Consider the following 23666-nt stretch of genomic DNA (forward strand, 5'->3'; position numbering starts at 1 on the left):
GGCTGTACCTGTGGTACCTGCCGCCTGCATTCTTTTGAGCAGGCGGGCCACGGGCCTCAGCCGAGGTCCGGCCTTCCCCGCGCCCTCTCGTTTCAGGGCGACATGACGAATGCATCACCTGGGCGTTGCGCGCCACGGGAGCGTGAGATCGTGTCTCGCCGGAGGATCTGCGTGGCATGATGGATTGTCGACCCATCCGGTCGCGTCCGCCATGAGGCGAATCTGAAACGGCCATCGAGAGCGCAAGGAAATGACGACTCTATTTTGATTTGAATCAAATCATACATTCTACTTGTGATTTCAAATACCCGAGCGGTTGGACGGCGGGGGAGGCGAGATGGCGACCATTCCAGTTGAGCAGGCACGCTCGGTTGCGATGTTCCACGCCGCTTCGAAAAGCGCTCCGGATATCGCCGATCGACAAATGGCGCGGTTTTTCGGCTCGGACCTCGATCCAAACCCGATCATTATTTTTGATCTGACCGGCACGCCGGCATTCTATGATTTCAGCTTCTATCAACAGGCTCTACTCGTCGGCGTCATCAGGTGCACGGCGGACACGAGGCTGCAATCCGCAGCCTGGGCGTTCGAGCCGCCGTCGCGGCAGCTGTCCGACACGAACGCACTCAAGATCGCGACGGAAGCGATGAACAAGATCGCGCCGGACGCAACCCTCGTCAGCCATTCCTTCGTCGCATATTCGTACGCAAAGATCGGCGTTCGCGTTTCCTACGTCAAGGATGGTCACCCCGCATCGTTCATCGTCGACTACTATGATCGATCGGTTCTCACGCAGACCGATCTCGCTCCGAGTCCGCCGCCGGTCGATTTGCTGGATAGCATCGACGGGCTCATTCCCCACTCGATCTTGGACTCTCAGAAGCTCGGTTTTCTCGACGTGTCGGAGCCAGAGCCGCTACGTGGCCAGAGCGAGCGAGAAATGATTCGCAGCATCGTGTCTGGGATTCTGCCGGAAAGCGGTGATCTGCCGGACATCAAGTTTGACGATTCCGACTATAAGACGCTGCAGGCCTACTTTGCTGCGACGCCGCCGGCGATCGCATCCTCGATCCTGCCGGTTCCTCTCTTTGCGCAGATTACGCCTGTCTATTGCGCGGTCGCATCCGCGCAGATGATCCTGGCGTATTTCGGATTCACGGCGACACCCGAGCAAATTGCCGAACAGATGAAGCCTGGCCCCAAGGGCGCCACCAACAAAGCCCAAGTCTCGGCGTATCAGTTTTTTGCGGGAGGGCGATTGGCGCCGACCTTTGATCAAGCTCCGAGTTTCGATCACGCCCTCGACGCGTTGCAGAAATTCATTCCGTTCAAGAGCGGTCTCCCGGGCCATGCGCGTGTCTGCCGCGGCTGGAAGCAATATTCCTTCGTATCGTCTCTCACCGGAAATGTGACGGGAACTGAGCACTATTTTCTGATCAATGATCCATATCCCGTGGGCGAGGGCAGCATTCGCTGGGAGAACCTCAAGAATCACAACTACGCCAATGCGATCAGCTTCAGCCGAATGGGAGGCACATGATGCCGTGTCCGGATTTGCGCGTGAGCAAGTACTGCATCTGGACGCCTGTGGACGGCGCGGTATTCGGCCTGCATGGCTACACCGGGGGCATGGTCCTCGTTTCGCAGGATCTGTTCGAGTCGTTGACCGAGAGAGGCTCGCTCGACCTGATACGTCAGAGATATCAGGACGAGTTTGATGCCTTATGGCTGCGCGGCTTCATCACGAGCCTTACCCCCTTGGAGGAGCGAGAGGCGGTGGTGGAGATCTCCAGATCCCTGCAGGCACGTCGCCGGCAACTACATTTCGTTATCGCGCCAACCTTTGACTGCAATTTCCGCTGCAGTTACTGTTTTGAGCGGGAGCTGCAGAACGACATCGATCGCCGACCAAACCCGCTTTCGCAGATCGATCGTGCGACCAGCGATCGACCTGGTGCCGACTCGGGCGCTTGTTTCATGGGCCACGGCGACAAGGTGAGCATGTCGCGAGACGATGTCGATGCGGTGTTTGCCGGCATCGATGATCTGATCGAGCAGTCGGAGACCAAACAATGGTCCAGGAACATCACCTTGTTCGGCGGAGAGCCGTTGTGGGTTTCCAATCTTCCGGTCATCCAACGCGCCGTCGAGCTCGGCAGCTCGCGAGGCTTCCGCTTCTCGGCGGTTACCAACGGCTATGACGTCGATCGGTTCATGGACGTCATCGGGGTCGACGCAATCCATTCACTCAACATCTCGGTCGATGGCACGCGGGCGATCCATGACAAGCAACGATTCCTGACCAATGGCGGAGGGACCTTTGACAGGATCGTGGACAATATCGATCTGGTCCTGAGGGAGCGGCCCGGCGTTCGCGTCGTTGTGCGCTTCAATTTCAGCCGCGCCAATTTCCACGAGCTCAGACCGTTGCACGAATTGTTCGGTTCGCGCGGCTTCCTGCAGAATCCGAATTTCGATCTCAATGCAAACATCATCTACGACAAGGCTAATGGTCGGAAGACACTGCGGTCCGATCGCGAGCTATTGGATATCGTGCTGGCGCAGGCGCCGAAAACGAATGTGTCGCTGGATTGCTTCAATGCGGGCGTCGCGGGCCGGATCGTGAGCGCGATCCGGAAGCGGGAAGAATTCCGGTTCTCCGGTTCTTATTGTGCGGCCAATGCGGGAATGTACATCTTCGCACCCGACGGCGGCCTCTACAAATGTTGGGAAGACATTGGCGCAGCTCGCTCGCTGGTCGGCAGCTATCGAGAGCGGCCGGTGGTGCTCAATGGCAGAGACGATCAGTGGAAGGGGCGCCAACTTGAAGGCATGGCAAAATGCCAGTCATGCCGTTTTGCGCTCATCTGTAGCGGCGGGTGCGCCCAGCATGCTCACCAGCAGATTGGAAGCATGAACGATAAATACTGCGACAATTTCGACAAGCGATATGCCGTTTCGGTGGCCAAGGTTGGCGACGAGATTCGTAAACTGGTCGTATGTGCGTAGCAAGGTGGAGAGAGGATCAAGTCATGTCTGACATCAAGATGCCCGAAGACAAGCTGGACGTCTTCAAGCTGATGACGACCCAGCACATCAAGGTTCTGAACCAGAAGGGAGCGAACCTGAAATACGAGAAGCTGACGGTCGGCCAGCTTCTCGAGATGCTCGGCTTCAAGCGACCGGAAGCCGGGGCAGCCGATGCGATCTCGGTCGACGAGGAGCCCGAGGGTTGGCTTTGCGGAGCCGACAGCGTCTGCGGCTTGAACAAGTCCGCGTGAGGGACTCCGGCGAAGCCAATCGTCGGACCGCATGATCGGCAGCCATCACCTCGGCCAGGCGCGCGTCATTGCATCTGGCCGCGGTGTGCTGCGCGAAACACTGGCGGATCCGGAAGAAGTGCGATCGTTGGCGGAAGCTTGGACGGTGACACGGCCCTGCCAATACAGGTGGTCACGCTTGAGCGGTTCTGTGGCCGCAACATTCTTGCTTAAGGCAGGTTGATCTTGCTCAAAGCTGTTCCTCGCGCCCGTGGTCCAATAAGTTTGACACGGGAGAGGAGCCGGAAATGCAAACATCAGTTCAAATTGAATTTGAAGGGATCCGCGTGTCCGCCGAAATCCGGGCTGCCGTCGAGCAACATGTCGCGGAACTGGAGAGTCGCTTTGGCCGGATCACTGCGGCTCGCATCATGGTCAAAGGTCCGGGCGGTCATCACCAAACCGGCGGTCAATATCTGGTGAGCGTTCGGCTGGCGCTGCCTGACGGTCGGGAGGTCCACGTTGGACGTACCCCGAAGCTGGATGAACGGTACGACGACTTGACCTTCGCCGTGGACAACGCATTCAAACGCGCGCGTCGACAACTGCAGGACCGGGCGCGACTGATGCGGGGCGACGTCAAGACGCATGAGCCTCAACCCATCGGAACCGTTGCGCGTATCGATCCAAGCGGCCAGTTCGGCTTTCTGGAAGCCGCGGACGGCCACGAAGTCTATTTCAACTGCAATAGCGTCGTTGAGGGTGGATCAAGCATCGTGCCCGGCGCCCGCGTCAGCTACGTCGAAGAGATCGGAGAGAAGGGACCGCAGGCGAGCACGGTCAGAATGCTCGGGAAACATGGGCTGCGGGCTTAGCTCGGCGGCTGAGTGGGGACGCGGACGACGGGCAGGTTTGACGTTGGAGGTAACCGATGATTGGTGATCGCCTGCGCTTGTTCTGTCTTCATGGCACGGAGGTGCTTGGCAAAAAAGTTGCTCATGCGCTTGGATGCCGTCTCGCCGCTGTCGAAGAACGCAGCTTCGAGGACGGCGAACACAAGGTGCGGCCGCTGGAGGTTGTCGCCGGCTGCGACGTCTACGTTCTGCATAGCCTCCATGGCGGTCCTGACGAGAGTCCGAACGACAAGCTGTGCCGGCTGCTGTTCCTCGTCGGGGCATTGAAGGATGCCGGTGCCGCGCGGGTGACGGCGGTCACACCGTATCTGTGCTATGCGCGAAAAGATCGTCGCACCAAGGCCAATGACCCGGTCACGATCCGTTATCTTGCGACCATGTTCGAGGCGATCGGTGTTGACGCGGTGGTGACCCTCGAAGTTCACAACGAGGCCGCGTTCGAGAACGCGTTCCGTTGCCCATCGGTCGCGTTGAGCACGGCGCCGCTCTTGATCGGCAGGATCAGGGCGATCGCAGCTGATCGGCCGATTGCCGTGGTTTCGCCGGATCTCGGAGGCGGCAAGCGAGCGGACCTGCTTCGCGAGGTTCTTGGGAAGGCGCTCGGCCGTCCGATCGGCAAGGCGTTCGTGGAGAAGCATCGCAGCTCCGGTGTCGTCTCGGGCGATTTGTTCGCCGGGGAGGTGGCGAACTCGCTGTGCGTGATCGTGGACGATCTCATCAGCAGCGGTGGAACCCTGGTGCGGGCGGCGAAGGCGGCCCGTGCCCATGGAGCCGAAGAGGTGATAGCTTGCGTCGCGCACGGCCTGTTCATGCCGGGCGCGGCAACGACGCTCGCCGATCCTGCGATCGACCGCATCATTGCGACCGACAGCGTGCCGCCGTTCAGGCTTCCGCCGGGCGCGGTTCGCGACAAGCTCGAGATCGTCTCGGCGGCGCCCCTTCTCGGAGAGACCATTCGTCGGCTGCACCACAACGAGCCGCTGACGGAGCTGCTTCCGTATCAGGATTGATCCCTACAATTCAAATTCTGGCTCTCGCCGTAAGTTGCCGCTCGAGCTGCGCTGCGTCCGCCTTGGCAAGTTTGAGATAGGTGCGCGTCAGCCGCGGCCATTTTTCCGGCGTCCGTGGATGGGCGTCGGCGAGATGAGCGATGGATAGCCTGGCGCGCAGCATGGCCCGGCCAATCCGATAGAATAAGAACAGTCCGCTGGCCGGGTCATCATTGAGCTGGACGGCCAGATGCCGCCGAAGCCTCTCAGCGACCCACAGTCCTCCCAGTCGGGCGCATTCCAAGTGCAGGAAGGCAATTTCGTCCAGAGCATCGGATGTCCGCAAGCGGGCATTGAACTCCAGGCAGTCGATGATGGGGAAGGGAGGGCTCAACCAGATATGTTCCGGCCGCAGATCGCCATGGCCGTCAAGGACGTGCCGGTGATGCACCCGCTGCGCCAGCAGCTCGGTCCGCTGCCGCAGGAAACGGCATTGCAGGTCGGCAATGCGCTCGATGGTGCCGCAGGGGAGGTCGAAGGCCGGCTCGAGCAAACCTCGCCGATCCGCAAGAACTGCCTGTTGCAGGGTCACCATGTAGCTCTCCGGATTGATCATGATCCGGCGCGCATGCGAATAGAAGCGGCTCAAACGACTGGCCAGGCCATCGATCTGGGCCTGGGAGACCTTGCGATCGCGAAGCCCGGCTTCGAGCGTCTGGCCTTCGTCGAGCCGGCGCATGACGACGAGCCAATCAACGATGTGTCCGCCGCCTCCGATGGCGTAGCCACCCGGCGCAGCCGTCAGCGGCACCACGCCGTGATAGACATCGGGCGCCAGCCTTCGGTTCAGCGAAACCTCAGCGCGGCAGGCGTCTGCGCGGCGCTCAAGGCTGGAGAAATCGAGATATGGAAAATGAACCGGCTTCTTGAGCTTGTAGACGCGCTCGTCAACCATGAAGACCCAGGACATGTGGGTCTCCCGCGTGATCACGGCGTCGGGCGTCGGGACATAGCTGTCCGGCCGGCTGAGAAACGCCACCTTGCGAGCAAGAGCTGTCGCGCTGCTATTCTCAGCGTCATCGTCCCAGGGTTCATTCTGCCATCCGGGCATATGATGCCTATCGCCAATCGCGGCTGTCGGCAGCTTGATACGGATCAATAGCAGTGGCTGTCCGGCTCATATCCTGCGCCTCTTCCGCGTGAGGTCTGCCATGCTGTTCCAGAACCGAACCGATGCCGGCCGGCAACTCGCCGAGGCTCTGCTCAAATACAAGGGGCGGCACCCGGTCGTTCTTGCGCTGCCGCGGGGCGGCGTGCCGGTTGCGGCGGAAGTCGCAGCAGCCCTCAATGCGCCACTCGATCTGCTGCTGGTCCGCAAGATCGGGCTGCCGGGGCAGCCGGAGCTCGCAATGGGTGCCATCGCGGATGGGGAGGGCATGACCACCATTCGTAACCAGGACGTGATCGAGCTGTCCGGCGTCACTTCAGAAGAGTTTGAGGTCGTCTGCAAAAAGGAACGTGCTGAGATCGAACGGCGTCGCGAGCGCTATCTGGGCGATCGGGCTCGTGCCGAAGTCAAGGGGCAGGTCGCGATCATCGTCGATGACGGCGTTGCGACAGGCGCAACCACGCTTGCTGCCATCAAGGCTGTTCGGAAGCAGGAACCGAAAGAGCTCGTGCTTGCGGTCCCGGTCGCGCCGCTGGACACCATCAGGAAATTGCATGCGGAAGTCGATGCCGTCGTCTGTCTGCATGAGCCTCAGGAGTTTGGCGCGATCGGCTATTTCTATCGCGACTTTCATCAGGTCGGCGACGACGAGGTGATTGCCACTTTGAGACAGTTTCCATCAAACAGATCCATGCCCGCTTCCTGACGAGCCGGCGGTCTAATGATCGTGGGGCAGCGGTTCCCAGCGGTCGCCGACCTTCACGTAGGATCGCTTCACCGCCGCCCAGGCTATGCGGTGAGCAATCTCCTCCTGCCGTTCGTCTTCCGCATGGGAGGCAAAGGCGTGGTTGAACGCTTCGCGATAAATGTCCTGCGCGTGTGATGGGAGGTGCGCGCGAACAGGAGGGGGAAGATCGATATTTGTGCGATACGGCATGGCTCGTGCCTCGGACGTAAACTGCCGCGCCTTGCTCGGGACGCCGCGGCGTTTCCACCAGAAAGGATAGACGCAGCTTGCTGCCGCCTCTTGACCGGCGTCAAACAGGAAATGCGCATAAATCGACAGGATGACCGACGTCATGTGAGCGCCGAGGAACATCGATGGACCCGTTACCGAGCGCGCTGCTAACCGATCTGTATCAGATGACCATGGTCGAAGCGTATCTTGAATCGGGTCAGACTGATACAGCCGTATTTGAGTTCTTTGTGCGCAAGCTGCCGCCTCAGCGCAGCTTCCTGATGGCGGCCGGACTGGAGCAGGCGCTCGACTTCCTGCAAAACATACGGTTCTCGCAAGACGAACTTGGCTGGCTTGAGCGAACGGAAAAGTTCAGCAAGTCGTTGGTCGATTATCTGGCCAATTTCCGCTTCACCGGCGAGGTCCACGCGATGCCGGAAGGCACCGTGTTCTTTGGCAACGAGCCGATCCTTAGGGTTACAGCTCCTTTGCCAGAGGCGCAGCTTGTCGAGACGCGCCTGATCAACATCCTGCATTTTCAGACACTGATTGCCTCCAAGGCCGCGCGCATGGTCTTGCTCGCGCCAGACAAGCTCCTGGTCGACTTCGGCTTGCGTCGCGCCCATGGCGCCGAGGCAGGGCTGCTGGCTGCCCGCGCGAGCTATGTCGCGGGATTTTCCGGCACGGCAACCCTCCTGGCCGAGAAGTCATTCGGCATTCCGACCTATGGAACCATGGCGCATTCGTTCGTTCAATCCTTTGATGACGAAGCTGCAGCATTCGAAGCGTTTGCGCGCGCCCGGCCGAAGAATCTCGTCCTGCTGATCGACACTTATGACACCGAGGCGGCCGCGAGGAAGGTCGTCATGCTGGCGCCCCGATTGAAGGAGCTTGGAATTGCCGTCAGCGCCGTGCGGATTGACAGCGGGGATCTGTCTGCGCTCGCCAGGAACGTGCGCTGCATTCTGGATGCCGGCGGACTCCACGACACCGGCATCTTTGTCAGTGGCGGAATAGAGGAGGGCACCCTGATTGCCTTCGCTCGGGACGCGGCGCCGATCGACGGTATCGGCATCGGCACGGGCCTCGTCACGTCGTCCGATGCGCCAGCACTCGACTGTGCCTATAAGCTGCAGGAGTATGCGGGCTTGCCGCGCCGCAAGCGCTCGCCGGGAAAGGCCACCTGGCCCGGCCGCAAGCAGGTTTGGCGCCGGTATGACAGCGATGGCCGTATGCTCGCCGACATTCTTTCGACCGAAGAGGACCAACAGGAGGGGGAAACGCTGATCCAAGTTGTGATGCTCGGCGGACGCCCTGTCGCCTCTCGACCTTCACTTCACGACATCCGGGCTCACGCGCGCCGGCAACTGGATCAACTGCCGCCGGAGCTGAGAACCGCCAAGTCGGCTGCGCACTATCCGGTGCAGATTTCAAGCCGTCTTGAACAGCTGGCAGCTGTCGCCGACCGGATAGGCTCGCGTCCCTGAATTCTGATCTGCATCAAGGGAAACAGCTCGATCCGTCTCTAGCCTGTCGAGCGACGGAGGTGCATCGATGCCGGTACAGAATGCCGAAATTGCAGAGATGTTCGACCAGACCGCCGAACTTCTCGAGATCAAGGGCGGCAATCCGTTTCGTTCGCGGGCCTATCGCAATGCTGCGCGGGTGATCGAGCGCCTTCCCAAGAGCATCACCAACCTCTTGAAGGCGGGCGAGGATCTTTCCGAGCTGCCAGGTATCGGCAAGGATCTGGCAGGAAAGATCGAAACGATCGTCGCGACCCATCATTTCGATGTGCTGGACAAACTCAAGCGTGAACTGCCCGGCGATCTCGGTGAGATCGCGGCGCTCCCGGGCCTGGGTCCGAAGCGCGTCAAACTGCTCTACGACAAGCTGGGCGTGCGGTCACTTGAGGACCTCAGGCGCGCGGTGAAGTCGGGTCGGCTGAGAGAGCTTCGAGGCTTCGGTGCCAAGAGCGAGGAAAAGCTCGCCGCGGCGCTGGCCAAGCCTCGCGCCGAGAGGCGCTTCAGATTATCCGAGGCCGAAGCCGAAGCGGAAGCACTCCTCAGCCATCTGAGGCCGAACGCGAGCAACGGACGGGTGATCGTCGCCGGAAGCTACCGCCGCAGGCGCGACACCGTCGGCGATCTTGATATCCTGATGGTGGCGCGTGACGGCCACGCCGCCGGCGAGAGACTCTCTCGATATGACAATGTCGCTGATGTGCTTGCTCATGGCGATACGCGGACGGCGGTGGTGCTGCGCTCCGGGCTGCACGTCGACCTGCGGGTTGTTCCTGAGGCAAGCTACGGCGCCGCGCTGATGTATTTCACCGGATCCAAGGCGCACAACATCTCCTTGCGCGGACTCGCTAACGACCACGGCTGGAAGCTGAACGAATACGGCCTTTTCGCCGGTAAACGGCGCATCGCCGGAGCAACCGAGGAGGAGATCTACGGCAAGCTCCGGCTGCCCCTGATTCCGCCCGAGATGCGCGAGGATCGCGGCGAGATCGCGCTCGCAAAGGCAAAGAAGCTCCCGAAACTGATTACGCTGTCCGATATTCGAGGCGACCTGCACGTCCATTCCAAATGGACCGACGGCACCGCCGCGATCGCCGAGATGGCGGCTGCCGCCAAGGCAAGGGGCTATGCCTATATGGCTCTGACCGACCATAGCCAACACGTCACTGTCGCCCATGGTCTCGATGCCGGACGTCTGTCGCGTCAGATCGATGAGATCGATCGTTTGAACGACCGGCTGGATGGCTTTACGGTGCTGAAAGGTGCTGAAGTCGATATTCTGGCGGATGGACGGCTTGATCTGCCCGACAAGATCCTGTCGCGGCTCGATCTGGTCGTTGCTTCCGTTCACTACAAATTCGAGCTCTCGCGCAAGATGCAGACCGAGCGCATCATCCGGGCGATGGACAATCGCCATGTCTCGATTATCGGTCATCCGACCGGACGGTTGATCGGGGACCGCGAGCCTTACGAGATCGACATGGAAGCCGTCATTGCGGCGGCGCGCGAGCGCGGCTGTCATCTCGAACTCAACGCCGACCCGGACCGGCTCGATCTCAACGATATCCATGCTCATGCCGCCAAGTCCGCGGGCGTCAAGCTGGCAATCTCGACGGACGCACATTCGACGGCTGGATTCGCCAACATGCGTTTCGGCGTCGATCAGGCGCGCCGAGGCTGGCTCGAAGCCGCGGACGTCATCAACACCCAACCCTTGTCGCGGGCGAAGAAGATGCTGAAGCGCTAGCCGCATTGTTTGATCCTTCGCAACGTTGCGCACGCGATGTTGCGTTCTGTTACGTAACAGCACAGGAGGGACGAAATGAGCCTCGAGAAGAAGATTGGCGCGATTGCGACCGCGGCTGTCCTGACCCTCGCGTTGCTTGTGCCCACGGGCGCCGACGCCCGCAACGGCCGCGTTGCCGCGGGAATCGTCGGCGGCCTGGCTGCCGGCGCGCTGTTCGGCGCGGCCCTCGGCGGCGGCTACTGGGGCCCGTATCCCTATTACGGCTATCCGGGGCCAGTCTATTACTATCCACCGGCGCCGTATTGGGGGCCAGGTCCGTTTTGGGGACCGTACGGATACGGCGACTGCCATGTCCGGGCGGTCCGGCACAGGCGGCACGTGCACTACGTGCGGGTCTGCTATTGAATTCGCTTGCACTCGAGCAACGTGCAGGGCTGTCATGTTGCTGCGTCTCATGCGGACGAAGGACACGTGATTGGCTGTCGCGTGCTGGATGACGTGCAACGGGCGACGGTATGCGGATCGGTCAAGCCGGGCCGGTGCCGATCACTTGCGGAGAGTCGGACGCATGTCAGGGCGTTTCAAGGTTCGGGCTCTGGGCCTCCTGGTCGGGCTGCTCTCGTGTTGGCCGACAAACGTGGGCGCCGCGAACCTCAGCAAGGCAGCGCAACGAGGCAGGGCCATCCTGCAGGAAAAATGCGGGCGCTGTCATGCGATCAGATCGGTTGGCGAAAGCCCGCTCGAGAATGCTCCGCCGATGCGCGATATCTACGCCCGGTTCAATCGGCGCGAGTTGCAGGCGGAGCTGTCGGAAGGCATGGTGTCGAGGCACAGGGATCTGCCGCAAATTGAATTTTCCGACGAGGACGTTTACGCGATCATGAGCTACCTCTACGTTCTTGCAGTCAGGAAATGAATGCTCGTTGCCCAGGAAAGTGTTGATCCCTGCACATCGAAGTTCACGTGGTCGGGCTGCGTGGGTCCATTCGACGGTCTGACGGCATCGCCACTGGTCTGGCGGCACGCAGCTGGACCGGTATGAAGGCTTCCCGTCGGTGGGCGCTCGGCGGACGTGGCCAGATGCCCGGATTATGATTTCAATTCGCGGATCTGCGCCGGCAGATGGTGCATCAGTTTCTCAAATTCACCGGGATCGAGCTTCTCCCACGCGATCTCGAACACCCCGCGAATGACGCTCAGCGGCTCGATGGGAAATTGCTGGGGCAGCTCCATTGCGACGTGATCAGCAAAGTCGCTGGCATGTCGCTCCTTGGTCGGCGTTCCCGCCGCATGCCAGTTCTCGTAGTAAATCCCGCGCAGGAGGATCGGCAGCTGGGCGCCAAGCTTGGTCGCCACCTCCGGAGGTACGCGATCGCGCAACGCATGCAGAACAGCCCGGAGCGCGTTGTAGGCCTGTTGACGGCTACCGAGTTCCAGCTGCTCCTCGATCGCCTTGAGCCAGAGATTCGTCTCCTGAATGGTGTGATCCAGCGCGGTAACACCTGTTACGCCCATGATGCGTTCTCCTAGATTGGCACATCAGAATAGCGGCATCCCGGATCGACGGCGTCATCGAAATCACGTCCATTGTCATGATCCGGTGAGCACGGATGCCGGCCTCGATTCAATGCGACAGCAGGGTCGGGATCGTCATTGTCTTCAGCATTTCACGGGTGACGCCGCCGAAAATGCCTTCCTGCAGGCGGGAATGCCCATATGCCCCCATCACCAGCATGTCGAGACTTTCGTCGGCGGCCAGGGACAGGATGGACGGCTGAACCTCGGAATGCTCCGCCGTCAGCTCAAGCAGCGTTGTCGTAAGTCCGGCACGAGCCATGTGTTCGGTCAATTTTCGCGCTGAAGCCTCGGTGGGAGCAACCTGCGCCTCATTGATCGAAATCGTGACCAGCGCTTCTGCCCGAGAGAGAAACGGTGTTGCGTCCTTGAAAGCACGGGCGGCAAGGCGGCTTCCATCCCAGCAGATGCCGATACGGTTGGCCTTGAAAGTGCCGCGGAAAATATGCGGCACGAACAGGACGGGTCCGCCCGCCTGGAGCAGGATCTCGGTCGCAGTCCTATTGTCGTGACTGTCCTGTGTTGCGTCCGTCTGCAGGACCACCGTCAGCTCATAGAGCCTGGCCGCAGCGCCGAGCGCGGACGCGGCTTCACCGGGCAGGTCCTCGACCGAGCGGCTTGCGTGAGAGATGTTTGCATTCCGGGCTTCCGTCTCGAAAATGGCGAGTGCGGCCGCGCTGCGTTGGGCGGCGCGTTGCCGCTCCATTTCGAAGATCTCTGAAGAGACGACCGCTGCGCCCGCGCCTCCATCGACCACATACGCGCTACTGGGCGGGATGTATCCGACTGCAATCGCATCGAGATGGGCGTCGAACCGGGCAGCCAACGAGACTGCGGCAGAAACGACAGGCTGCGGTGGCTGCTCGGTCGGAATGTAGACGAGAATGTCGTTGATCTTGATCATGACGACCTCACTCCGGGACCAAATCCATACTCTCAGTCGGATGAAGCGGCATGTTGACTTGAATCAACAGTCAATGACCGGCCGTCACCCAGCGGGCCCCCGCAAAGTTGTTGCTCCGCTCGGGGGCACAGCCCCGTCTTCATGGTTCAGCGTCACGCCGGCATTTCCGATTCCGCTAGCCGTTCGCGCTTTGGCTCCGCGATTTCGGTCATCGTCGCCTCGGTGAGCAGGAGGATGCCGGCAACCGACACCGCGTTCTCGAGGGCTGTCCGAACGACCTTCGCGGGATCGACAATGCCGGCCTCGACCAGGTCGACATATTGCTTGCGCGCGGCGTCAAACCCGAAATTGCCGACGCCACTCAGCATGCGCGCGACGACCACGCCGCCATCCGTTGCCGAGTTCTCAGCAATTTGGCGAGCGGGGGCCTCGAGCGCGCGCTTCAAGATCTGTACACCGGTCCTTTCGTCGCCATCGCAGAGTGCTTCCTCCTTGCCGACGGCTTCGACGCATCGAAGCAAGGCAAGCCCGCCGCCTGGCACGATACCTTCTGCAACGGCCGCCTTTGTCGAACTGATGGCGTCGTCGAGCGCCTCTTTTCGTGATTTCATCTCGGCTTCAGTCGGCGCTCCGACACGGATAACGGCAACCCCGCCCGACAGCTTGGCGAGCCGCTCCTCAAGCTTCTCCTTGTCGTACTCGCTGGTCGTTTTCTCGATCTCGCGGCGAAGTTGTTGCGTCCGCGCATCGATCTGGCTGCGTTCGCCTTTGCTGCCGATCAGCGTGGTGTTTTCCTTGTCGGCAACCACACGGGCGACATGCCCCAGCTGCTGCAAAGTAGCGTTTTCAAGCTTCGAACCAAGATCGTCGGAGACGACCTGGGCGCCAGTGAGGATTGCAATATCCTGCAACATGGCCTTGCGTCGCTCACCAAAGCCGGGCGCCTTGACGGCGCAGCCTTTCAGCACGCCGCGAAGTTGATTAACGATGAGCGTGGCCAACGCCTCGCCTTCGATGTCTTCGGCGATGATCAGGAGCGGTTGTGCCGATTTTGCGATCTGTTCGAGCAGCGGGATAATGTCGCGCAGAGCGCTGATCTTGTGGTCGCACAACAGGATGAGCGGCTCTTCGAGAACCGCTTCCATGCGATCGGCATCGGTCACGAAGTAGGGCGACAGGAAGCCGCGGTCGAATTTCATCCCTTCGACCACGTCGAGCGACGTTTCGATGGTCTTGGATTCCTCCACCGAGATCACTCCATCGCTTCCGACTTTCTCGAGCGCATCGGCGACCAGCGCGCCAATGGACGGATCATTATGAGCCGAGATGGTGGCGACCTGAGCTCTTTCCGCCTTTGTCCTGACGGGTCGCGCCATTGCATGGAGGGCCGCTATCGTCGCGCGGGCAGCGCGGTCGAGGCCCCGTTTCAGATCGATGGCACTGGCGCCGGCGACGACGTTCCTGACGCCGTCGGCAAGAATCGCATGTGCCAGGATCGTGGAGGTGCTTGTTCCGTCGCCAACGAGATCGCCGGTCTTCTCCGCGGCCTGACGCAGCACCTGCGCTCCGAGATTCTCCTCCGGATCCTTGAGGTCGAATTCCTTGGCGATCGTGACGCCATCGTTGCATACGATCGGGGTGCCCCAGCTCTTCTGGATCAGTACTGATTTTGATTTCGGGCCGAGCGTCACCCGCACTGCGTCCGCAAGCAGCGAGGCTCCGCGCAGGATCTTCTCGCGGGCCGCGGAATGAAACAGCACCTGCTTGTGAGGCATCAATCGCTCCTCAGAAGGACGGCTTTCATCAGACCAAAATAGAAGTGACGCCGTTTTGAACGCTTGATCCTGATCAAGCCTAGGCCTGGGAGCGGCTGGCCGGCTGGACGCCGAGCAGCCTTGCATTGCCCCCAGAGCAAGCCTAGCTTGTTGCAAGCCTTGGTAGAAATCAGCTTTGCTGCGGCAACGCGCCGCGCAGCTCTCGCTGCGAAATTCATTGGGAGCGGGACGTGCGCTCTATTCCAATTCCTCGGCTCAATGGGCCTTTTTGGACCATCGTCCTTCAACTGGCGACATGCTTGCTTCCCGGCCTGGCGTGGGGCGACGCTCCCAGCAAGCCGGCGTTGACGGTTGTTCTCGAGCGCAATGAAATCCTCGCCGGCCAGACGATGAGCTTCGGCATATGGATTGAGAATGCGACCGAAGCCAGGATCATTGACGCGGGTCTTAGCTTGTTTGGTCCTCCGTTTTTGAGGATCGGAAGCCTCGGGCCAGACGGCACATGCGCCGTAAAAGACACCATCGGTCTCGGCACTGTTGAGCCCGGTTCGACTTTGGTGCGCAGCAGAATGTGCCTCAAAGCCGATTCCAGCATCGAAGAGCGCGACGAGAACCTGGCGTTCAGTGTCAGTTATTCGCTCCAAAACGTGAAGGACAGCAGAACGACCGCCGGCGCATTGGTAGCGGAAAAGAAGATGAGCATCGGCCTTTTTGGGACTGAGAGCGTCGGCGGTGTTTCGCTCCGCCTCGCGTCGTACGTCATTCCCGGCACGTTCTTCTTGATGATTTTGCGGCTATTCGCACCCAAGGAGTCAAAAATCGAACTCGGCGCGACCGAGTCCGTTACACTCAGCATTTTTATCTCGACTCTTTTGTTCCTTGGGACGGCGTATCTCATTCCTTCCTTGCAGCTGCGTTTTGCGGGGATCGGATCAACCGTGAGCGCGATCGCGTTTCTCGCGCTGTGTGGCACTGCAATTGTGCTTGGCGGAGTCTTGGCTGCCGTCCTGCAAGGTATTTCGAGGATCGGCGCTCGGGAGCGCAATGCGCGCATTGTCCAAGAAAACGATGGGGTCGGCCCGATAATTCAGAAAGCTGTGCGTGCGGCCGGGGGCAAATTCGATCCGGTTATGATGATCGCGGATGGCAGGCAATACTTCGGCTCGCTTGTCGTGCCTGCGAGCAATGGTGGCAGGATTCTGCTCGGCTGGTTTCAGCTGAAGGCCCCTGATGCGAAGTGCCGATCGGAACTGAAAGAATGGTTTGATAAGGATGAGTTCGTCAAACCGATTGAAGCAGCAGCCCGATGGGGAGTCGAACCGACCATGTTCGATCCGATCAAGGAATCAAAGGCCGGCAATCTGGAGCCGACCGAATTTCTCTGGATGTACTTTGACGAAAAGGCTGCGCGGTTGCCCGCCGGGCGCGAGGATCTTGCACAAATGAAACCGCTCACCTTGACCTGAACAGCCAGCCAGGACCGGCCTTGCGGCCGGTCCCGGGAGATCGCTGCCGCCTTGCTCGCCTGGTCGGTAAGCACTGGCGGCATATTTGGGCAGTCGCCCAGCTGTACAGCGCGGTGAGACTAGCGCGCATAGCGCGAGAAGACAATGGTTTGCGGATGACCGGTGAAGCGAGATGCCGGGGATGCTGCGCTTGTGAGGTAATCGATCTTGTGAGGAAATCGACAATGGCGCGCGTTGTCTATTGTGTTTTTGACGTCCACCTCTGGTCGCAGCCGTTCGTTGCGGCCGATTTTGATCCACGGGTTCACTTCCTTTGGTCCGCTCGTGAATATCGTGAGATGCGCAGGCAGGGGGCCAAGATTGAGCTCGCGAACCTTGTCCTTCTTCCACTGAACGATGAATTCGACCTGCGCCGGAATCACTTCTGGCCGCGCTATCAGGCGGTCGCCAGCAATATCGCGGGGACCATAACCTCGTTTGGAGATGCCTGCGATCTTGTGTGGCCTCTGCGCTGCAGGCCCCGGAATCTCGATTTAACGCTCAACGAGGCCGTGTGGCACACCGCAGGGAAAGTGCGGTCAACGATGTGGCTTTGGCCGTTCGGCTGGTCTTCCATGCTCGAGATCGACCTTCCCGCAGACGATGAGTTTGACGGCCTGCTGGATATTGGAGTCTCGTTGCGTGAGAAGGACCCGGCTCCTTTGCTTCTGAAGGGAAAGGCGGTCGGGCTATCCGGCGCGCTTGCTCATCTCTCCCAACTCGTCAGGCAGGATCTGTGCACCCCGGCCGCACAGGGAAGGGCGATGGAAACGACCCGCCTTCCGCGCTACGTAGTCTGCGCGCTCGAACTGTCGAAGGGATTTCAGATCCGTGAGAACATTCCTGTCGCGGATCAGATGTTGTTGATCGGGGCTGTGCGCGGACAGCAGCTCGACCTCACCAAGTTTCTCAGCAATCGTCCGCTATTTACTCGGCTCGGCTACGGCAATTTTGCCGTTACCGATTTCGATGCGGGGACCGCAATCGTGCAGCGGCACTGGCAGGACCGGCCGGGCACAAAGCTCAAAAGCAATCGTTGCTTCTACGTCAACACACGGAACTTTTTCTCGATTTTTCTGACACTTCATCGAATGATCTCCTACTTCACCGTGAAGTCAAAGGACGATGCAAGGGCGGTAGCGGCCGCATCAGTGCTTGCGTCCTTACCTGCCGAGTATCAAAACAAGCTCTGCTCGGATTTCGCCGCCAATTACGCGCCGCTGCACGGTGTTCCTGTTGCCGGTAACAAGAATCCCGCTGTGCCAGCTTCTTGAGGCAACAGTGCAGTATTCGCTACGCTGATCGTTCAGTGGATCGCAGGTCAAGGTGCGGGAACATACGAGGCGGTCTTGGGCCAGGTGCGCCGCCGGGTGCCGCCCACAACTGCGTCCTGTTCGACGTGTCGAGATGCTACGCGGCTCGCAGATGCAGGTGGGGATTGGGCGCAGAGCCCGCTCTTGGCGCTCGCGCCGCGCCACACGGCGGCGACGTGGCTTATGCAGCGGCGCGGGGTTCGTGGCAGGCCGCAGGCTTTCTCGGAATGTCGGTCAAGGTGCTGCTCGACACCTTCGGCCATCATCGCGCGGATTACGTGCGCGAGGCCGCGGCCGCGAATGCCTCGAAGGATCGCAAGCAGAACCTATCGGTGGTCGAAACGGTGGCTCACTTCGAAAAACACTTGGCGCGTAAGCCGTAACTCTTGAGCTCATTGGTGGGCCCGGCAGGACTCGAACCTGCAACCAGACCGTTATGAGCGGTCGGCTCTAACCATTGAGCTACAGGCCCCCGCGACGCTGAGGTCTTGCCGACGGCGGGCAGGAGCGGGCCTGTCCGGCGCGGCATCGGAACCCCAACGACGGCTCGGGCTCCGTTTACAGCCTGGCCAGCAATCCGGCAATGCCGCTGCCCGATTGTTTTGGCGCGGCTCCGTCGCACGGTCCCGTCCAGGCCCGCCGCGACGCTAGTCCACCGAAACCCCGGCGAATTCCACCACCTTGCGCCACTTCTCGGTCTCGTCGACGACCAGCTTGCCGAACTCCGCCGGTGTCATCGCGCGCGGGATGCCGCCGGTCTCGGTGAGCCGCGCCACCAGCTTGGGGTCCTTCAGCGCCTCGCCGACGGCCTTGTTGAGGATCTCGATGATCTCGGGCGGCGTGCCCTTGGGCGCCGAGATGCCGTAGAAGCCGACCGATTCGTAGCCGGGCACGGTCTCGGCGATCGCGGGCACGTCCGGCACCGTCGGCCAGCGCTGCGGCGAGGTGACGCCGAGCGCGCGGACGCTGCCGCCGCGCGACTGTTCCAGCGCCGTCGGCAGGTTGTCGAAGATCAACTGCACCTTGTTGGAGATGATGTCGGGAAAGGCCAGCGCCGAGCCGCGATAGGGCACATGCAGCATGTCGCATTTGGTCATCGCCTTGAACAACTCGGCCGCCATGTGCACCGAGGTGCCGTTGCCGGAGGACGCGAAGGCGATCTTGCCCGGGTTGGCCTTGCAGTAGTCGATGAACTCCTTGACGGTCTTGGCCGGCACGTCGTTGCTCACCACCAGCATGTTGGTGAGCTGCATGATGCTGGCGACCGGCACGGTGTCGCGGATGAAGTCATAAGGCAGCTTCTTGTAGAGCGAGGTGCTGATCGCGTTGTTGGGCGCGACGAACAGCAGCGTGTAGCCGTCGGGCGGGGAGTTGATCGCGGCCGCGGCCGCGATGTTGCCGCCCGAGCCGGTGCGGTTCTCGACCACGACCTGCTGGCCCAGGTGGTCGGACAGCCACTGCGCCATGATGCGGGCGACGATGTCGACCGGCCCGCCGGGGGCAAAGCCGATCAGCCAGCGGATGGGACGGTCCGGATAGGCGGCGAGCGCCGGTCCCGGTTTGGCGGCGAGTCCCGCCGCGACGATCAGCCCGAACAGCAGCGCGCGCGCCAGCTTCATGCCCGTCTTCCCCCATTGATTGTTGTCGTTCAGCTCGCATGCGGCGGCCCGGTCGCCCCGGCCGCCGATCGTTCAGTGCGCCGTCACTTCTTGATCAGCGGGCACGCGGGATCGGGCGGGCCGAACGCGTCATCGCCTTTGATGGTCGCGAGGATCTTGTAGTAGTCCCACGGATATTTGCTCTCCTCCGGCGATTTGACCTGCGCCAGCACGAGATCATGCACCATCAGATTGTCGGCGCGCAGCTTGCCGTTGCGGGCGAAGAAGTCCTCGACCGGCGTCTCACGCATCTTCGCGGCGACCGCGAGCGGATCGTCGCTGCCCGCCGCCTTGATGGCGTTGAGATAGTGCATGACGGCGGAATAGACGCCGGCCTGCCACATCGTCGGCATCCGGTTCATCTTGGCGAAATAGCGCTTCGACCATTCGCGCGTCTTGTCGTCCATGTCCCAGTAGAACGAGGTGGTGAGCAGGAGCCCTTGCGCGGCCGGCAGGCCGAGTGAATGGATGTCGGTGACCAGCGCGAGCAGCGCCGCCATCTGCTGTCCGCCCTTGAGCAGGCCGAACTCGGATGCGGTCTTGATCTCGTTCATGTTGTTGGGCGGGCCGGCGGCAATGCCGATGATCTTGGCCTTGGAGGCCTGCGCCTGCAGGATGAAGGACGACAGATCGGGCGTCGCGAATGGCGGCCGCACCGCGCCCACGACCTTGCCGCCATTGGCGGTGACGACGCTCGAGGCGTCGCGCTCCAGCGAATGGCCGAAGGCGTAGTCGTCGGTGATGAAGAACCAGCTGTCGCCGCCGCGCTTGACGACCTCCTTCGCCGTGCCGGTGGCGAGCGCGCGGGTGTCGAACACCCATTGCATCGCGTAGGGCGAGCAGAACTTGCCGTGGAAATCGGCGGCACCGGTCGACTGGGTGATGAACAGCTTCTTCTTCTCGGTGGCGATGGTCTGCACGGCGAGGCCCACCGCGGAGACCGGCACGTCGACGATGAGATCGACCTGCTCGGTGTCGTACCAGCGGCGCGCGATCGCAGCGCCGATGTCGGGCTTGAGCTGATGATCGCCGACGATGACGCTGATCGGCTTGTCCAGCACCTTGCCGCCGAAATCATCGACCGCCATCTGCGCCGCGGTGACGGATCCTTGTCCGGTCGGCGTCGAGGCCGGGCCGTTCATGTCGCTGAGCACGCCGATCTTGACGACGTTGTCGGAGATCTCGGCCTGCGCGGCGGTCGTGACCAGCAGCGCGGCTGCGGCCCACGCCGCCCGCTTCAAACAGCTGAGTTGCAATCAGTCCTCCACCGGTACCGGCGTGACGCCGTTGTTTGTTCCGGCTCTGCCGGCCGGTCCGCCTATCTGCAATCAATCCAGGGCGGCCGTCAATCATGCCGGACGGCGGAGCGGTGGAGCGGTCCTGTGCGCTGCAATGCCGCAAGGAGTGAGGTCGTCGCGCACGCGCGCGGGATGCTCGGCCGTTCAGGCCTTGGCGGTCTTTTGCTCCTCGTGCGCAGCCTCCCACACCTCGCGCGCGGCGTCCGCATTCATGAGCGCGATACCGACACCCACGATCAGGTCCGGCCAGATCGAGGGCCACACAAAGGCGGTCACGAGACCGACCGCGATGATCGCGATGTTGGCGAAGGCGTCGTTGCGTGCGGACAGGAAGGCGGCGCGGGTGAGGCTGCCCTGGTGGTCCCTGACCCGCGCCAGGATCAACGCGCAGCCGAGATTGACGATCAGCGCGCCGAGGCCGGTCACGGTGAGCGGCAGCGGTGCGGGTGCGATCGGCGTGAAGAACTTCTCGCCGGCGGTCCACAGTCCGGCGACCGCGGGCGCCAGCAGGATCAGCGCCAGCGCCTTGCCGAGCAGCGCCCGCTGCGGCGCGCTCCAGCGCAGCGCCAGCGCAATCAGGATGTTGACCGAGGCATCCTCCAGAAAGTCGACGCTGTCGGCAAACAGCGACACCGAGCCGATCGCCAGCGCCACGGCGAACTCGATGCCGAAATAGCCGAGATTGAGCGCGGCAACGACAAGCACGGCGCGGCGAACGATGGTTGTCGCGTCCATCAGGCGTCCTCAATCATCGAGAGCCGCGAGCCGCTCCGCCTCGGCGAGGTCGAGCGCGGTATTGGCATTGAAGAACGGATCCAGCGGAACCGACGGCCAGCTCACGGTCGCGACCTTGTAGCGCGCCGTGAAGCGGGTGACCTTCCGGATGTCCTCCGCGACCAGGGCGTGCCGGAGATCCTCGCGCAGCCCGACCGGCCACAGCCCGATCACCGGATGGGTCTGTCCGCCGGACGCCGCCACCGCCAGTTCGGCCTGCTCCGCCGCCCGCGCTGTCGCCAGCCGCGCGACCAGATCGCGCGGCAGGAAGGGGCAGTCGCCGGCGGCGCTCAGCATCCAACGTGCCTCCGGCATATGCGCCGCAACCCAGTCGAGCCCGGCGAGAATGCCGGCGAGCGGGCCCGGGAAGCCGGTGACGCCATCCGGCACGACGGCCAGGCCGTTGCCCGCGAAGCGCGCGGGGTCGCCGTTGGCATTGAGGATCAGCCGGCTGCACTGCGGCGCCAGCCGCGCGATCACGCGCTCCAGGATGGTGCGGCCGTCGACCATGCGCAACGGCTTGTCGCCGCCGCCCATCCGCTGCGCGCGACCGCCGGCGAGCAGCACGCCGGGGATCGAAGTCGAGGTCATGGCTGTCATCGCGGGCTCGTTACCACGACTGCTGCCAGGGCGTCAGCGTCGGCCCGCGCGCGATCCACCATTTGCGCCTGCGCGGCGGCCGTACCGGCATGCCCCTCCCTGACGAGCCCTTGCCTGGTCCGCGCGGCTGCTGGCATGACATCGCCAAGACTGGATATGGCGTTCCACGGGGCCTTCGGGCCATCGATCGATCCCGCGCTCCTGGCTGTGCAAAAGCGCCGGGGCCTTTCTGGAGACTGCGATGAAAGTCATCGGCCTCGCCGGCTGGAGCGGCGCCGGCAAGACCACGCTGCTGACGCGGCTGATTCCTCATCTCAGGGGGCAGGGACTGCGCGTCTCGGTGATCAAGCACGCCCATCACAAGTTCGACGTCGACGTCCCGGGCAAGGATTCGTGGCGGCATCGCGAGGCCGGGGCCGAGGAGGTTCTCGTCGCGTCGGGCACGCGCTGGGCGCTGATGCACGAGCTGCGAGGCGCAAGGGAGCCGGCCCTCGCGGAGCTGCTGGCGAGATTGTCTCCCGTCGATCTGGTCGTCATCGAAGGCTACAAGGCCGGCCCGCATCGCCGCATCGAGGTGCATCGCGCAGCCAATGGCAAGCCGCTGATGTTTCCCGACGATCCGGGCATTGTCGGGCTCGTCAGCGACGGCGATGCCGAGACGGCGTTGCCGCGCGCTCATCTCGACGATATCCCGGCGGTCGCGGCACTCGTCCAATATCTGGCGATGCCGCGGGCGGACGTTCTCGCGCTGGGCGACAAACCTGGTGTTCCATGATGGAACTCGCGAGTTCGCACCCGCATCTTCTGGCATTCATGGAACCCCGTTCCGGGTTCCATGGGATGATGCGACCCGGGTTGACGTGCCGGAACCGCTTCTCCATGGTCGCGCGCATGATGATGACGAGGCTGGATCTGACGGGCCTGAAGTGCCCATTGCCGGTGCTGAAGACCCGGAAGGCGCTGCAGACGCTCAAGGCGGGAGAGCGGCTCGAAGTGTGCTGTACCGATCCGCTCGCAGTGATCGACATCCCGAATCTGGTGCGGCAGACCGGGGATCGGGTCGAGAGCGTCGATCGCACCGAGCGCGGCATTCTGTTTCGGATCGAGAAGGCCGCGGAACCGGCCGGATGATCCGCGCGGCGACGACATCCTCTGCTGCTGGCTGCTCGAACTACGTAGTTCGCGCGATGTCTCGGCGCATCGATGTGTCAAGGGATCGTGCTGCTTCCTATCGTCGCAGGGGCGCCAACCCGAGCTCACAACAATGCCGCGTTCTCAGTCCAGGCTTGCGATGCTGTTGCCAGGCAAGGACAAGTTGTTCCTTCTTCACGTTTCCGCGAGCGCGCGCATGCGGCGTCGAGCCGTGTCCGTCGCTGATGGTCCGCACATCTCATTAGTTGATTCCATCAGGGATGGCAGTGACGCGTCGGGAAAGTAATCGAGAGCAACATGACTACAGCCGTGAGTGGCGGTCGCGTTGGTTGCACGTGAATTTGTGTGTTTGTTAGCAACACATTCGCGCTGCAGTGCGATCAATCCACCAAGATTGACCGATTATTACCATTTTACTATCGACAATTTGCCTCGGTTCTGCACCAATTGGGGCGCTTCCGCGGAGGTTGCGGGGGGCGAGTCATGCCCGCTGGGGAGCGGGCCAGGCAGAACAGCGGCACAAGCAAGAATGGTGACGGCATAACGTCTCGGG

24 protein-coding genes and 1 tRNA gene are annotated in these 23666 nt (G+C 61.9%); 15 read left to right on the top strand and 10 right to left on the bottom strand.

What is annotated here, in order from left to right; translation table 11 throughout:
- Positions 1-337: 337 nt before the first annotated feature.
- The 5 genes from QX010_RS03590 to QX010_RS03610 all read left to right on the top strand — a co-directional run bounded on the left by QX010_RS03590 (position 338) and on the right by QX010_RS03610 (position 5184).
- Positions 338-1540 (top strand): C39 family peptidase, encoded by a 1203-nt coding sequence (locus QX010_RS03590; protein ID WP_315805367.1) that lies wholly within the window; start codon positions 338-340, stop codon positions 1538-1540.
- 20 nt (positions 1541-1560) lie between these two features.
- The gene (locus QX010_RS03595) at positions 1561-3009 is read left to right on the top strand and encodes a radical SAM/SPASM domain-containing protein (protein WP_316177673.1); all 1449 of its coding nucleotides are present in this window, start codon (positions 1561-1563) and stop codon (positions 3007-3009) included.
- Positions 3010-3032: 23 nt separating this feature from the next.
- On the top strand, positions 3033-3281 hold the full coding sequence (locus QX010_RS03600) for a hypothetical protein (protein ID WP_315805369.1): 249 nt from the start codon (positions 3033-3035) through the stop codon (positions 3279-3281).
- Between the two features lie 287 nt (positions 3282-3568).
- Positions 3569-4135, top strand: coding sequence for an HPF/RaiA family ribosome-associated protein (locus tag QX010_RS03605; RefSeq protein WP_316177675.1), 567 nt, complete (start codon positions 3569-3571; stop codon positions 4133-4135).
- 56 nt (positions 4136-4191) lie between these two features.
- Positions 4192-5184 carry a ribose-phosphate diphosphokinase gene (locus tag QX010_RS03610; RefSeq protein WP_316177677.1) on the top strand — a complete coding sequence of 331 codons (993 nt, stop codon included), beginning with the start codon at positions 4192-4194 and terminating at the stop codon, positions 5182-5184.
- A gap of 10 nt (positions 5185-5194) precedes the next feature.
- Here QX010_RS03610 and QX010_RS03615 read toward each other — a convergent pair whose 3' ends face one another.
- Positions 5195-6322 (bottom strand): hypothetical protein, encoded by a 1128-nt coding sequence (locus QX010_RS03615; protein ID WP_316177678.1) that lies wholly within the window; start codon positions 6320-6322, stop codon positions 5195-5197.
- Positions 6323-6374: 52 nt separating this feature from the next.
- Between QX010_RS03615 and QX010_RS03620 the strand changes: the two genes are divergently transcribed.
- Positions 6375-7037, top strand: a complete 663-nt coding sequence (locus tag QX010_RS03620) for a phosphoribosyltransferase (RefSeq protein ID WP_316177680.1) — start codon at positions 6375-6377, stop codon at positions 7035-7037.
- A gap of 12 nt (positions 7038-7049) precedes the next feature.
- On the opposite strand, the gene QX010_RS33035 is transcribed toward QX010_RS03620, so the two are convergent.
- On the bottom strand, positions 7050-7412 hold the full coding sequence (locus QX010_RS33035) for a ChaB family protein (RefSeq protein ID WP_410051917.1): 363 nt from the start codon (positions 7410-7412) through the stop codon (positions 7050-7052).
- A 20-nt stretch (positions 7413-7432) separates the two neighbouring features.
- On the opposite strand from QX010_RS33035, the gene QX010_RS03630 reads away from it, so the two are divergent.
- From QX010_RS03630 to QX010_RS03645, 4 genes are all read left to right on the top strand, one after another.
- The gene (locus QX010_RS03630; protein ID WP_316177681.1) at positions 7433-8776 is read left to right on the top strand and encodes a nicotinate phosphoribosyltransferase; all 1344 of its coding nucleotides are present in this window, start codon (positions 7433-7435) and stop codon (positions 8774-8776) included.
- 67 nt (positions 8777-8843) lie between these two features.
- Positions 8844-10559 carry a DNA polymerase/3'-5' exonuclease PolX gene (gene polX / locus QX010_RS03635; protein WP_315805375.1) on the top strand — a complete coding sequence of 572 codons (1716 nt, stop codon included), beginning with the start codon at positions 8844-8846 and terminating at the stop codon, positions 10557-10559.
- A 75-nt stretch (positions 10560-10634) separates the two neighbouring features.
- On the top strand, positions 10635-10964 hold the full coding sequence (locus QX010_RS03640) for a hypothetical protein (protein ID WP_316177683.1): 330 nt from the start codon (positions 10635-10637) through the stop codon (positions 10962-10964).
- A 163-nt stretch (positions 10965-11127) separates the two neighbouring features.
- The gene (locus tag QX010_RS03645; RefSeq protein WP_316177685.1) at positions 11128-11475 is read left to right on the top strand and encodes a c-type cytochrome; all 348 of its coding nucleotides are present in this window, start codon (positions 11128-11130) and stop codon (positions 11473-11475) included.
- 173 nt (positions 11476-11648) lie between these two features.
- Here QX010_RS03645 and QX010_RS03650 read toward each other — a convergent pair whose 3' ends face one another.
- From QX010_RS03650 to groL, 3 genes are all read right to left on the bottom strand, one after another.
- Positions 11649-12074, bottom strand: a complete 426-nt coding sequence (locus QX010_RS03650) for a DUF2267 domain-containing protein (RefSeq protein WP_315805378.1) — start codon at positions 12072-12074, stop codon at positions 11649-11651.
- A 109-nt stretch (positions 12075-12183) separates the two neighbouring features.
- Positions 12184-13038: a universal stress protein gene (locus QX010_RS03655; RefSeq protein ID WP_316177687.1), complete on the bottom strand. Its 855-nt coding sequence runs from the start codon at positions 13036-13038 to the stop codon at positions 12184-12186.
- A gap of 152 nt (positions 13039-13190) precedes the next feature.
- The gene (gene groL / locus QX010_RS03660; RefSeq protein WP_316177688.1) at positions 13191-14813 is read right to left on the bottom strand and encodes a chaperonin GroEL; all 1623 of its coding nucleotides are present in this window, start codon (positions 14811-14813) and stop codon (positions 13191-13193) included.
- Positions 14814-15043: 230 nt separating this feature from the next.
- Here groL and QX010_RS03665 point away from each other — a divergent pair, with 230 nt between their 5' ends.
- From QX010_RS03665 to QX010_RS03675, 3 genes are all read left to right on the top strand, one after another.
- A complete protein-coding gene (locus QX010_RS03665) occupies positions 15044-16279 on the top strand; it encodes a hypothetical protein (protein ID WP_316177690.1) in 1236 nt (411 codons plus the stop codon).
- 224 nt (positions 16280-16503) lie between these two features.
- Complete coding sequence (locus QX010_RS03670) at positions 16504-17592, top strand: hypothetical protein (RefSeq protein WP_316177692.1); 1089 nt, start codon at positions 16504-16506, stop codon at positions 17590-17592.
- 266 nt (positions 17593-17858) lie between these two features.
- On the top strand, positions 17859-18014 hold the full coding sequence (locus tag QX010_RS03675) for a hypothetical protein (protein ID WP_410051918.1): 156 nt from the start codon (positions 17859-17861) through the stop codon (positions 18012-18014).
- 13 nt (positions 18015-18027) lie between these two features.
- Here the strand turns inward: QX010_RS03675 and QX010_RS03680 are convergent.
- The 5 genes from QX010_RS03680 to mobA form a co-directional block, all read right to left on the bottom strand.
- A tRNA-Ile gene (locus tag QX010_RS03680) sits at positions 18028-18103 on the bottom strand.
- A 175-nt stretch (positions 18104-18278) separates the two neighbouring features.
- Complete coding sequence (locus QX010_RS03685) at positions 18279-19250, bottom strand: tripartite tricarboxylate transporter substrate binding protein (protein WP_316177694.1); 972 nt, start codon at positions 19248-19250, stop codon at positions 18279-18281.
- A gap of 83 nt (positions 19251-19333) precedes the next feature.
- Positions 19334-20545, bottom strand: coding sequence for an ABC transporter substrate-binding protein (locus QX010_RS03690; RefSeq protein WP_316177696.1), 1212 nt, complete (start codon positions 20543-20545; stop codon positions 19334-19336).
- Positions 20546-20731: 186 nt separating this feature from the next.
- On the bottom strand, positions 20732-21322 hold the full coding sequence (locus QX010_RS03695; RefSeq protein ID WP_316177697.1) for a cation transporter: 591 nt from the start codon (positions 21320-21322) through the stop codon (positions 20732-20734).
- Positions 21323-21331: 9 nt separating this feature from the next.
- Positions 21332-21961: a molybdenum cofactor guanylyltransferase MobA gene (mobA, locus tag QX010_RS03700; RefSeq protein ID WP_316177700.1), complete on the bottom strand. Its 630-nt coding sequence runs from the start codon at positions 21959-21961 to the stop codon at positions 21332-21334.
- Positions 21962-22202: 241 nt separating this feature from the next.
- Here mobA and mobB point away from each other — a divergent pair, with 241 nt between their 5' ends.
- On the top strand, positions 22203-22736 hold the full coding sequence (gene mobB, locus QX010_RS03705; protein ID WP_316177702.1) for a molybdopterin-guanine dinucleotide biosynthesis protein B: 534 nt from the start codon (positions 22203-22205) through the stop codon (positions 22734-22736).
- A gap of 116 nt (positions 22737-22852) precedes the next feature.
- Positions 22853-23092, top strand: a complete 240-nt coding sequence (locus tag QX010_RS03710; RefSeq protein ID WP_315805442.1) for a sulfurtransferase TusA family protein — start codon at positions 22853-22855, stop codon at positions 23090-23092.
- The last annotated feature ends 574 nt before the right edge of the window (positions 23093-23666 follow it).

The organism is Bradyrhizobium sp. SZCCHNRI1009, from assembly GCF_032487575.1.
Lineage (GTDB): Bacteria > Pseudomonadota > Alphaproteobacteria > Rhizobiales > Xanthobacteraceae > Bradyrhizobium.

What these genes read in the sequence shown, in the direction of transcription:
- QX010_RS03655 (WP_316177687.1), bottom strand. Translation starts at nt 13,038, where the DNA reads ATGATCAAGATCAACGACATTCTCGTCTACATTCCGACCGAGCAGCCA.
- QX010_RS03675 (WP_410051918.1), top strand. Translation starts at nt 17,859, where the DNA reads ATGTCGGTCAAGGTGCTGCTCGACACCTTCGGCCATCATCGCGCGGAT.
- QX010_RS33035 (WP_410051917.1), bottom strand. Translation starts at nt 7,412, where the DNA reads ATGACGTCGGTCATCCTGTCGATTTATGCGCATTTCCTGTTTGACGCC.
- mobA (WP_316177700.1), bottom strand. Translation starts at nt 21,961, where the DNA reads ATGACAGCCATGACCTCGACTTCGATCCCCGGCGTGCTGCTCGCCGGC.
- QX010_RS03645 (WP_316177685.1), top strand. Translation starts at nt 11,128, where the DNA reads ATGTCAGGGCGTTTCAAGGTTCGGGCTCTGGGCCTCCTGGTCGGGCTG.
- QX010_RS03640 (WP_316177683.1), top strand. Translation starts at nt 10,635, where the DNA reads ATGAGCCTCGAGAAGAAGATTGGCGCGATTGCGACCGCGGCTGTCCTG.
- QX010_RS03695 (WP_316177697.1), bottom strand. Translation starts at nt 21,322, where the DNA reads ATGGACGCGACAACCATCGTTCGCCGCGCCGTGCTTGTCGTTGCCGCG.
- QX010_RS03670 (WP_316177692.1), top strand. Translation starts at nt 16,504, where the DNA reads ATGGCGCGCGTTGTCTATTGTGTTTTTGACGTCCACCTCTGGTCGCAG.
- QX010_RS03650 (WP_315805378.1), bottom strand. Translation starts at nt 12,074, where the DNA reads ATGGGCGTAACAGGTGTTACCGCGCTGGATCACACCATTCAGGAGACG.
- QX010_RS03605 (WP_316177675.1), top strand. Translation starts at nt 3,569, where the DNA reads ATGCAAACATCAGTTCAAATTGAATTTGAAGGGATCCGCGTGTCCGCC.
- groL (WP_316177688.1), bottom strand. Translation starts at nt 14,813, where the DNA reads ATGCCTCACAAGCAGGTGCTGTTTCATTCCGCGGCCCGCGAGAAGATC.
- QX010_RS03610 (WP_316177677.1), top strand. Translation starts at nt 4,192, where the DNA reads ATGATTGGTGATCGCCTGCGCTTGTTCTGTCTTCATGGCACGGAGGTG.
- QX010_RS03685 (WP_316177694.1), bottom strand. Translation starts at nt 19,250, where the DNA reads ATGAAGCTGGCGCGCGCGCTGCTGTTCGGGCTGATCGTCGCGGCGGGA.
- mobB (WP_316177702.1), top strand. Translation starts at nt 22,203, where the DNA reads ATGAAAGTCATCGGCCTCGCCGGCTGGAGCGGCGCCGGCAAGACCACG.
- QX010_RS03590 (WP_315805367.1), top strand. Translation starts at nt 338, where the DNA reads ATGGCGACCATTCCAGTTGAGCAGGCACGCTCGGTTGCGATGTTCCAC.
- QX010_RS03630 (WP_316177681.1), top strand. Translation starts at nt 7,433, where the DNA reads ATGGACCCGTTACCGAGCGCGCTGCTAACCGATCTGTATCAGATGACC.
- QX010_RS03600 (WP_315805369.1), top strand. Translation starts at nt 3,033, where the DNA reads ATGTCTGACATCAAGATGCCCGAAGACAAGCTGGACGTCTTCAAGCTG.
- QX010_RS03620 (WP_316177680.1), top strand. Translation starts at nt 6,375, where the DNA reads ATGCTGTTCCAGAACCGAACCGATGCCGGCCGGCAACTCGCCGAGGCT.
- polX (WP_315805375.1), top strand. Translation starts at nt 8,844, where the DNA reads ATGCCGGTACAGAATGCCGAAATTGCAGAGATGTTCGACCAGACCGCC.
- QX010_RS03710 (WP_315805442.1), top strand. Translation starts at nt 22,853, where the DNA reads ATGATGATGACGAGGCTGGATCTGACGGGCCTGAAGTGCCCATTGCCG.